Below are 9,370 nucleotides of genomic sequence, written 5' to 3' on the forward strand. Positions count from 1 at the left end.
AAACAGTAATCAGTGAAAAGACAGTAGGAAACTTCTATTTAATACTGCTCACTTAAAACTCAAATCTGATCACTGATAACTTACCCACTGATAACTGATAACTGATTACTGATAACTGATAACTGATTACTGATTACTATGCTGTAATTTCCAGAGAAAACTAGCGAGGAGATTGGTGATAACATGAGCGAGGATCGGGATTAATAAATTACTGGTGATGATGACGGTATAACCGAGGGCAAAACCGACAACAGTTGCCCAGATAACATAGGGCCATTGTTGGGAACCGCTAAAATGGAGGATACCAAAAATTAGACTAGAAACGGTTAAACCAAAGATATTTAAGCCTAAAGCTGGCAAAATTACCCCGCGAAATAATAATTCTTCACTTAACCCCGGCAGTAATCCAATCCAAATTAAATCAGGCCAAGCTAAAGGTTTAATGACTAATTGTAAGTAAGCGTTAGCACTATGGCGATAACTAGACCAAAAACGATAGAGAAGCCCACTAATTCCACTAATTGCCCCCGCTAAGGCTAATCCGAACAAGAAATCCGGGAGAGTCCAGCGAATGGCGGGAATAGCGATCGCACCGAAATATTGCCAAACTTTGGCGACTACCAGCAAGATAATCGCCGTTACCGCCATAATGGTGAGGACTTGTGTGCGTGTCAGGGGATCAAATTCGGAATTAGGGGAATTAGTCACGGATTCTCGGATAAACAGCGTAAAGAGTTTAAAGTAGGGCGAAGAGATGCTAGGTTAACCCCGGCCCGTTGACAAACGATCGCACCGATCGCCTCCATATACGAGTGTACCCTAATTGCTTTCACCCCTAGAGGTTCCGGGGCCACCTTCATTCTTGTACTATTTTCCCCAACAGCAATCAGTACAGTTTTTTCTTGACAAAAACTAAAAACTGTGCTAGAGCCGCAGGCACTGGCGGGAACGATCAGCGCGTCCACCTCCCGGCTCCAAATAGCATCGGGACTGGGCTGCTTGACCAATTGGGGGGCGCGACTTAAACCCACCAAAACGCAGGGTAAAAAAGTATAACCGATTTCTTCGGCCGCGGCCTTGGGGGAAAGTTGCGGATCGAGGGGCAGCGGACTTAAAGCGGGAGCGTGGGCTGCCGGTATTTGGAATTGTCGGACCACCAGATGGGAAATTACCGCCTCGGCCCCGGCAAGGGGATCCACCCCCTGACCATGGCGATAATTAGCCAGGGCAATGCTATCGGGATCGTCGGGAAAACGGGCAACAATGGCGATCGCTTCCGCCCGGCCCTGGTTAATCAGTTTTTCTGCTCCCCGCAGCAAGCTGTCGGGATTACCAATTGTTCCCCAACTGGCCCCAGAGGCTGCCTCTCGCAACTGCACATTTAAGGGGGCATCGGTGATAACGTAATCGGTCAGATCTAAGCCTAGGGTGGCCCGGACAGCATCGGCAGCCTGAAGGTGTCTTTGCAAGAGGTCAAATTCAATGGCGCGATCGAATAGTAACCCGATGCGATTTTGATGGACGGGACTTAATCCCCAATCCCCCCGGGCAAAACGATCTAAAGCGTAACCCTCCACATAATAGGTGTTGTCCAGAGGCCAGTACAGTTGTGCGCCGTTGAGGACATTGGGATGGGTAATTAGGCGATCGCAAACTTGGGCGATCGCTCTGGCCACGGGAATGCCATCCCCAGCATAACCGCCAATCGCTGCCCCGATGCCGGTGGGAATAATTAGTACGGCGGTATAGGGACGGGAATTCACGAGGCAGTGGTGACAATCGCTTCGACTTTGACTTGATTATTCTCGCTATCCACTTCTGTGATTGCCCAACGCAAGGGTTCACCGCGTTTGGCTAATTCTTTTTCGATTTCTTGCTGCAGTTGTTGCGGGGTTTCCTCTAGGTCGATTTCGGCACTAATAAAGTGAGTGGTCATGGGGATGGTCTGCGATAGTTATCCCCTCAGTTTATCAAGATTTTGCCCTCTTGCGCTGGCTTATACAATCCTTATAAAACTCCCTTGAGCTATCCCGCACACTTTTCTCTTTTCGTCAAATTTTATGTTAGGAAAGATGTGACTAATAGAGAGACAGTATTTAGTTTATTTGTACTAACTGACTCGACAATTTTCCAGCCATTCTTCTAAATCTTGTAGTGACTGAAAATCTAACAAAGCTTCTCCCAAGTTTTCTAACTGTTCTAGGTCAAGACTGCGGATATTGGGCAGTAATTCTGGAGAAATGTCCCCTATACGCCGATTTAATTGACGTAAAACGAGGTTAGCTTCTCCCTCTTGTCGTCCCTCTTGTCGTCCCTCTTGTCGTCCCTCTTGTCGTCCCTCTTGTCGTCCCTCTTGTAAACCTTCCGACCAGATTTCTTGATAGATAACTGATTCTTTCATGATGTCTTTCCTCAATAATCGTTGAATGATGTCTTTCTCTAATACTAACCCGGCTAGAATTGCGGTAGATGCAGCCAGATTACTTTGTTCTCGACTATCGCTGATTTGCTCGATTTCTTGGGCAATTTGCCGCAGTAAGTTTTCTTGTTTCTCAGCTTGAGCAAGTATGGCAAAAGGAAACAGTCCGGGAGCCTTTAATAGGGGTTCCGAGGGTTGTTCCCAGAGTCTAATCACTTCAAATTGATGAGAGGTTTTCCCTTGTTTATAATCATTCTGTCGGACTTTGGGGGAGTCACTTTTCCTTAGATAAATAACCACTTGATGGAGTCGTTCCACACCCACAATAGGCATCTAAAATTATGTCTCCTTTATTCTCCCCCCCCCGAATTTGTCAAGTATTCTCCGTTTTTTATTGATGAACACGGAAAAAGCCAATCAGGGAGAGACTAGAAAGGTTAGAAAGTTGAGATTTAACGAGTCCGTTGATGCGGTCTAAGAGCAAGCGCGGATGAAGAAATAAATGGCCATCAGTAGCAGAAAAATATAAAAAGTAATCCGCACCAATCGATCCGGTAATTTCGGTAAAAAACGAGTGGTTACTTGTACACCTAGGGAACCACCGATACCTAAAATAATCCCTTGTAGATAAAGAATATAACTGGCTTGGGCATGAGCGAAACAGGCGGCGATCGAATTGAGTAAAACCACACCTAAACTGGTGACAATGGCGATTTTGATCTTTTCTGCCAAAAAAATCATTTGTAGTGGCACCATGATCGCCCCACCGCCAATTCCGAAAATACCGGCTAGAAATCCAGCGATTCCTCCGGTTAGCAGACAGGCTAGATTAGGATTCAATCTAATGGCAGAAACTGGCTCTTTTTGGCTTAAATTTTGCTTGAGATTGGTTAAATAGATATTGAGCAGTAAAAAACAACCAAAAGCCGCTTCTAGGAGGTGTTTGGGGCTATATTTGACCAGATAGACCCCGATAAATGCCGTAAAAATCCCGGGTAAACCTAAGAGGAGAACTCGCTGCCATTTGAGGGAACCTAATCGCCAATTTTGGAGCGTACCTCCTAGGGAAGTGAAAACGATCGCTAAACTGCTGGTAGCCACCGATTCCCCGTAACTGTGGCCCAAATTTAACAGGATCGCCACGGAGATAGTGCCACCCCCAATACCGAATAAACCCGCTAATAAGCCCGAAAAAACGCCCGTTATCAGTAAAATCAAGTAATTGTCTGCCATTATCTTCGTTTCATGGCCTTGAAGGGTCTGAATTTGCTATCATACCTAGAGGCAATGGTAGAACATTTTCTCGAAGAAAGGGCTATTAACTAAAATTTAGTGATCAATGGGGCTAAATTATTGACAATCACCTGATATTTTTTCTGATTTAATTAGGGTTTGCTGAAAAAATAAGGGCGAAGGATTCGGATAGAAAATCTACGGTTTCAGCGATAGGTTATGCCCGAATGCTTCGCCCCTAAAGGACTTGCACCTGTTTCGCAAAACCAGCCACTAAAACCCTTACCTCGTCTATATTTCACATTTATTCAGCAACTCCTAATTACATAACCTTTATCCCTGCACTGCTGAGAAACTTACCTATGACTAAAAGAGCTTTACTACTAATCAATCGTCACTCGCGCAAGGGTAAAGAAAACTTTGCTCAAACTGTTGATCTGCTCAATAATTGGGATTTTGAAATTATCAGCGTCCCTTTGAAAAAGGTAGAAGATATACCTTTTTTGCTGGAAAAATATCGCTCTAGTATTGATTTAGTTATTGTCGGTGGTGGCGATGGGACTCTTAATGCTATGGCGGATATGTTGGTAGAAACTCAACTGCCTTTAGGCATTATACCTCTGGGAACGGCTAATGATTTAGCCCGGACTTTAGGGATACCGAATTCTATTGCCGAAGCCTGTCGAATTATTGCGGAAGGTAATTTAAAATATATCGATCTAGGTTGGGTAAATAATAAATACTTTTTCAACGTGGCTAGTTTAGGATTAAGTGTGAAAATTACCCAAAAACTGAACAAGGGTTTAAAGCGACGTTTGGGGATTTTGGCCTACGCTTGGACAGCTTTACAGGTATTAAGTAAAACTCGTCCTTTTACCGCTATGATCGGTATTGATGGCCAAAATATCAAAGTTAAAACCCTACAAATAGCGATCGGAAATGGTCGTTATTATGGGGGAGGAATGCCGATCGCTCATGATGCCCAAATCGACGATCAAAGGTTAGATTTATATAGCCTAGAAATTGAACACTGGTGGCAAATTTTCCCGCTTTTATGGACATTACCACGAGGACAACAGGGTTTATTATCTTGGGTGAGAACTCTTAACGGCAAAGAAATTCAAATTGAGACTCGTAAACCCCATAGTATCAACACCGATGGCGAAATTACTAGCACTACTCCCGCCATATTTCGAGTTATTCCAGCGGCCATAGGGGTCTATATTCCCCGTCAGGAAACACAATCTTAAAACTAACGAAAAGGAGGAGAATACAATAAACCCCCCTTTGTCCAAAGATTATTTAAACCTCGATCGAGTTGCAGGGGTTTACCGATTTCACGATCATAAATTTCACCGTAATTACCCACCTGTTTTAAGACTCTTTGGGCAAAATCATTGGGTAAACCCATATCTTCACCTAACTTCTCATCAATACCCAAAAAGCGCCGAATACTGGGGTCTTTGCTGTCGGCAAAAGTGGCAATATTTTGGGAGTTAATCCCGAATTCTTCCCCTTGAATTAAACTAAAAACGATCGAGCGGACGGCATTCGACCAAGCGGGATCACCATCGGCCACGGCCGGGGCCAAAGGTTCCTTAGATATTACCACTTCTAATAATTGATGATCCTGCGGTCGGGGAAAAACCGATCGCCGGGCCACCAATTGGGAGCGATCGGAAGTGACAGCCTGACAACGCCCCGCCTGATAAGCTGTATATAAGGCCTCCACATCATCGGAAACGATCGGTTTATAACCTTGAACTCCCGCTTTTGCCATGGCATCGGCCAGATTTTGTTCCGTGGTGGTTCCCGACAGCACACAAATGGACTTTCCGCTTAAATCTTCTAATTTCTTAATATTACTGGCTTTCGTGGCCATAATTCCCTGACCATCATAGAAAACCGGGGTGATAAACTCCATCCCCAGGGCGGTATCCCGGTTAATCGTCCAGGTGGTGTTGCGACTGAGGATATCCACTTCTCCCGTCTGTACGGCAGTAAATCTCTCTTGGGGGCTAAGTTTACGATATTCGACTTTAGAGGGATCATCAAAGAGAGCCGCAGCGATAGCTCGGCAAATTTGCACATCTAAGCCCGAATATTCGCCTTTTTCATTAACAAAGCTGAACCCCGACACTTCTCCGTTAATGCCACAAATTAACTTACCGCGATTTTTCACCGTTTGCAAGCGGCCAGCATCGGGACTACTTGCGGTGTTAGAACTAGAATTAGATTGATTTTCCGTCCCACAGGCAGTAATTAGCAGTAACAGCAGGGACAATGCACAAAAACGCCACTTTAGCATAGATATTCTCTGAAAAATTTTTTTAGTCACTTAACTTTAGCGGAAAGACCAGAGCAAGCTTAACAGTATAGCCACGATCGCACCGATAACCGTATTGATCACATTGACCAATTCATTAGTTAACCACAGAAAGCGGGTTTGTAGGGTAGCGCCGATGAGACTTTCGATATTGGTGGCGATAAATGCCGCAATTACACACCATAACACACCGATAAGATCGATCGCACCGATAGCCCATGCTAACAGGGAAATCGCCGTGGCTGCCAGCAAACCAGCGAGCGTTCCTTCCAAACTAACAGCACCTTCTGTTCCCCGGGGGACGGATTTAAAATTAGTGATTAGATAAGTAGTTTTACCGTAAGCTTTACCCACCTCACTGGCAGTAGTATCGGCTAATTTGGTGCTAAAACTAGCCACATAAGCGAGTATTAAGAGGCAATCCCAGGGAGAAGCGGCAAAAAGACTTAGGATAGCGCAAATTGCCCCCGCTAAAGCGGAACCCCAGACATTTTCTGGACCGCGTACCCCCGCTCTTTTTTCGGCAATTCCCTCCGCTTCCTTGCGCGCTAAACCGATGCGGGTGACAGTAGAACCGACGAGGAAATAGAATAAAACAATTAGATAACCGCGCCATTCCAAGCTTCCCCAGACAATTACCCCTAGAACCCAAGCATGGAGATAACCCATCCGAGTTAAGAGCTTTTTTGGCGCAATTGCAGCGATTCCGAGGAGGACGGTATTGAGAAGAATAGCGACGAGCCAAGGATTAGTTAACATAGTATCTGGGCAAGTTTACATACCCTATTGTATCGATCGAGTTCATGAAAACTAATCAACCTTATCAACCTCTTTTACTGCGAATTCTGCACGGATTCACGGGAATTGCCCTCATTGCCGCCATGGTTACGGCCTATTGGACCTATGATACTTTTGACGGTCGTTGGTTAAAACTGCCCTTACCAGAATATCAAGAAATTGAAAGTATTCATGGCACTTTTGGCCTCTATACTCTGATTATCTTTCCCGTTTTTGCTATCTATGCTTTTCGTCGGGGCAACAAAAGATTAATTCAAAGTGATTCTCTTAACAAATTAACCCAATTTGGTAAGCCGATTTGGTGGTATAGTCTCCATCGTTTAGTCAATACTTTGACTCTTTTTGCCCTAACTTTTGCTTTGTATAGTGGCCGGATGATGGATTCCAAATGGCTACCAGAAGGGGAATTAAATCACTTTTGGTATTATGCCCATTTGCTCAGTTGGTTAATTATGGCAGTATGTCTGGTGCTGCACCTGCTCATGACTGCTAAAGTGGGGGGAGTTCCCCTGTTATTGTCTATCCTTAAATGGGGTTTTCGTGAACAAGATAGCCCGAAATTATGGTTATCTCAATTACGTCAATGGGGGTTAAGTTTGCGTCTAGCCAATAGTTTTCAGTGGCTACAATCTCTTAACTTATATAAAGTCTTAGAAATTGTTGTTTTATTGGCTATTATAGCAGCTTGGATTATTCCCAAGTTTGACTAAATCCGAGGGAGCAACTACCAAAGCGGATCGGAGTATAAATGAACAGTTAAAGAATCTCGATCGCTGGGGATACCAGTAATACAACTACAAATTTGAGTACCATCATCTAATTCTACTTCACAAGCGTGACAGGAACCCATTAAACAGCCAGTAGGAATGTCAATTCCCGCTTTTTTGGCTACATCTAATAATAGTTCTCCAGTTTCCGCTTCTATGATGATATCATCGGGTAAAAAACGCACTGAAATAGTCATAATTTTTCCTTACAAATGAGCAAAAATAGGTGTAAGATTTAAATGTTCTTCCAATAAATTAGCCATAGTATCGAGGGTTATTTCTCTTTGTTCACTATAGTTAGCAATTCCCGTAGGCAAAGACAATAAACCGCGACGCTGACGTAGATGATTTAACCAAGTTCTTCGCCAAGAACCATTATCAAAGATACCATGTAAATAACAGCCCCAAATTGACAGAGAATCATTGACAATTCCTAGACTAGCATCTTCCTCGAACATTTTTTGATAACCTGATTCACTTTCCCATTCGCTTATTCCCTGGTGAATTTCGTATCCTGTTACTGGTAAACCCCCTTGGGGATAATTGGATAAAACTTGTCGTTGACGGGTAATTTTTTCGTCAGTAATTACCGTTTTTAACGGCAGTAAATTTAAGCCAGCTGCCTCACTGTCGGGACCTTCTCGATGGTCAGGATCCAGGATTAATCGCCCTAACATTTGCAAACCACCACAGATGCCAAAGATAATACCTCCCCTTTGGTGATAGGCTTGTAATTGATTAGCCATACCACTTTGATTAAGAGCAATTAAATCAGCAACAGTGGTTTTAGAGCCAGGGATAATTACCCCATCGGGATCACCTAAAGATTCCTGTAATTCTAGATAACGGACATTAACCGTTGCTTCACCACAGAGAGGGTCAAAATCAGTAAAATTAGCGATATGAGGCAGACGAATGACAATGATATTTAGTTCAGCTTTAGGTTTTTGGGCGGGGCGATCGAGTAAACTAAGAGAATCCTCGGCACTTAAAAAGATATCACTATAGGGAAGAACTCCCAACACGGGAATTTTTGTATAATCTTCTAGCCAAGTAATCCCTGAATCTAAGAGAGATTTTTGTCCGCGAAATTTATTGATCACAATACCTTTAATTAAAGCTCTTTCCTCCGGTTCTAATAATTCTAACGTACCGACGACGTGAGCAAAAGCCCCCCCGCGATCAATATCCACCACTAAAATAGTAGCGGCATCGAGATATTTAGCCACCCGCATATTAGTTAAATCGCGATGTTTGAGATTTATTTCCGCCGGACTTCCCGCACCTTCACAGACAACTAGATCAAATTCTGCCGATAATTTAGCTAAAGATTCTTTAATTGCTTGCCAACCTTGGTCAAAATAATTCTGATAATAATCCGCTGCCGTAGTGACACCAACAGCCTTACCTTTAATAATCACCTGAGAGGTCATATTTCCCTGGGGTTTTAATAAAATTGGGTTCATTTCTACCCGGGGAATTGTCCCCGCGGCCCATGCTTGCACCGCCTGGGCGTGACCCATTTCTTCCCCTCCGGCGGTAACATAGGCATTAAGGGCCATATTCTGACCTTTAAAGGGTGTTACCTGCCAACCTTTCCGGTTGAATAAACGACATAAAGCCGCAGTTAAAAAAGATTTACCCGCGTGGGATGTTGTCCCCACTACCATAATTGCTTTCATCTAGTTTTTTTATTGAGTATTTTCAGTTAACTGATAACTGATAACTGATAACTGATAACTGATAACTGATAACTGATAACTGATAACTGATAACTGATAACTGATAACTGATAACTGATAACTGATAACTGATAACTGATAACTG

10 protein-coding genes and 1 pseudogene are annotated in these 9,370 nt (G+C 43.6%); 2 read left to right on the forward strand and 9 right to left on the reverse strand.

Features of this window, described 5'->3' with window-relative positions:
* Window positions 1–126: 126 nt before the first annotated feature.
* The 5 genes and pseudogenes from EWV66_RS14100 to EWV66_RS14120 all read right to left on the reverse strand — a co-directional run bounded on the left by EWV66_RS14100 (window position 127) and on the right by EWV66_RS14120 (window position 3,652).
* Entirely contained in the window at window positions 127–708 is a 582-nt protein-coding gene (locus EWV66_RS14100) for a CPBP family intramembrane glutamic endopeptidase (RefSeq protein ID WP_052275689.1), read from the reverse strand.
* Window positions 705–1,763, reverse strand: coding sequence for a DUF3326 domain-containing protein (locus EWV66_RS14105; RefSeq protein ID WP_287108940.1), 1,059 nt, complete (start codon window positions 1,761–1,763; stop codon window positions 705–707). Before EWV66_RS14105 ends, EWV66_RS14100 begins: the two co-directional genes overlap by 4 nt.
* Entirely contained in the window at window positions 1,760–1,936 is a 177-nt protein-coding gene (locus tag EWV66_RS14110) for a DUF8621 family protein (RefSeq protein ID WP_287108942.1), read from the reverse strand. The genes EWV66_RS14105 and EWV66_RS14110 overlap by 4 nt, the downstream gene beginning before the upstream one ends.
* Before the next feature lie 174 nt (window positions 1,937–2,110).
* A pseudogene (locus EWV66_RS14115) lies at window positions 2,111–2,728 on the reverse strand (Rpn family recombination-promoting nuclease/putative transposase); the annotation flags it as partial.
* 165 nt (window positions 2,729–2,893) lie between these two features.
* The gene (locus EWV66_RS14120; protein ID WP_002762830.1) at window positions 2,894–3,652 is read right to left on the reverse strand and encodes a sulfite exporter TauE/SafE family protein; all 759 of its coding nucleotides are present in this window, start codon (window positions 3,650–3,652) and stop codon (window positions 2,894–2,896) included.
* A gap of 362 nt (window positions 3,653–4,014) precedes the next feature.
* On the opposite strand from EWV66_RS14120, the gene EWV66_RS14125 reads away from it, so the two are divergent.
* A complete protein-coding gene (locus EWV66_RS14125; protein ID WP_185237825.1) occupies window positions 4,015–4,902 on the forward strand; it encodes a lipid kinase in 888 nt (295 codons plus the stop codon).
* Window positions 4,903–4,904: 2 nt separating this feature from the next.
* Here the strand turns inward: EWV66_RS14125 and EWV66_RS14130 are convergent, their stop codons facing one another.
* Complete coding sequence (locus tag EWV66_RS14130) at window positions 4,905–5,960, reverse strand: amino acid ABC transporter substrate-binding protein (RefSeq protein WP_287108946.1); 1,056 nt, start codon at window positions 5,958–5,960, stop codon at window positions 4,905–4,907.
* 36 nt (window positions 5,961–5,996) lie between these two features.
* Window positions 5,997–6,737 (reverse strand): TIGR00297 family protein, encoded by a 741-nt coding sequence (locus EWV66_RS14135; RefSeq protein WP_185237826.1) that lies wholly within the window; start codon window positions 6,735–6,737, stop codon window positions 5,997–5,999.
* Window positions 6,738–6,781: 44 nt separating this feature from the next.
* Here EWV66_RS14135 and EWV66_RS14140 point away from each other — a divergent pair, with 44 nt between their 5' ends.
* Window positions 6,782–7,486 (forward strand): cytochrome b/b6 domain-containing protein, encoded by a 705-nt coding sequence (locus EWV66_RS14140; protein WP_052275683.1) that lies wholly within the window; start codon window positions 6,782–6,784, stop codon window positions 7,484–7,486.
* Between the two features lie 14 nt (window positions 7,487–7,500).
* Here EWV66_RS14140 and EWV66_RS14145 read toward each other — a convergent pair whose 3' ends face one another.
* Entirely contained in the window at window positions 7,501–7,740 is a 240-nt protein-coding gene (locus EWV66_RS14145; RefSeq protein ID WP_052275682.1) for a 2Fe-2S iron-sulfur cluster-binding protein, read from the reverse strand.
* Between the two features lie 9 nt (window positions 7,741–7,749).
* The gene (gene cobQ, locus EWV66_RS14150; protein ID WP_052275681.1) at window positions 7,750–9,225 is read right to left on the reverse strand and encodes a cobyric acid synthase CobQ; all 1,476 of its coding nucleotides are present in this window, start codon (window positions 9,223–9,225) and stop codon (window positions 7,750–7,752) included.
* Window positions 9,226–9,370 lie beyond the last annotated feature (145 nt).

Source organism: Microcystis sp. M_OC_Ca_00000000_C217Col, from assembly GCF_007095585.1.
Classification (GTDB): domain Bacteria; phylum Cyanobacteriota; class Cyanobacteriia; order Cyanobacteriales; family Microcystaceae; genus Microcystis; species Microcystis panniformis.

Excerpts from the sequence above, each read along its gene's own strand:
- EWV66_RS14145 (WP_052275682.1), bottom strand. The coding sequence starts at position 7,740 with ATGACTATTTCAGTGCGTTTTTTACCCGATGATATCATCATAGAAGCG.
- cobQ (WP_052275681.1), bottom strand. The coding sequence starts at position 9,225 with ATGAAAGCAATTATGGTAGTGGGGACAACATCCCACGCGGGTAAATCT.
- EWV66_RS14125 (WP_185237825.1), top strand. The coding sequence starts at position 4,015 with ATGACTAAAAGAGCTTTACTACTAATCAATCGTCACTCGCGCAAGGGT.
- EWV66_RS14120 (WP_002762830.1), bottom strand. The coding sequence starts at position 3,652 with ATGGCAGACAATTACTTGATTTTACTGATAACGGGCGTTTTTTCGGGC.
- EWV66_RS14135 (WP_185237826.1), bottom strand. The coding sequence starts at position 6,737 with ATGTTAACTAATCCTTGGCTCGTCGCTATTCTTCTCAATACCGTCCTC.
- EWV66_RS14140 (WP_052275683.1), top strand. The coding sequence starts at position 6,782 with ATGAAAACTAATCAACCTTATCAACCTCTTTTACTGCGAATTCTGCAC.
- EWV66_RS14110 (WP_287108942.1), bottom strand. The coding sequence starts at position 1,936 with ATGACCACTCACTTTATTAGTGCCGAAATCGACCTAGAGGAAACCCCG.
- EWV66_RS14130 (WP_287108946.1), bottom strand. The coding sequence starts at position 5,960 with ATGCTAAAGTGGCGTTTTTGTGCATTGTCCCTGCTGTTACTGCTAATT.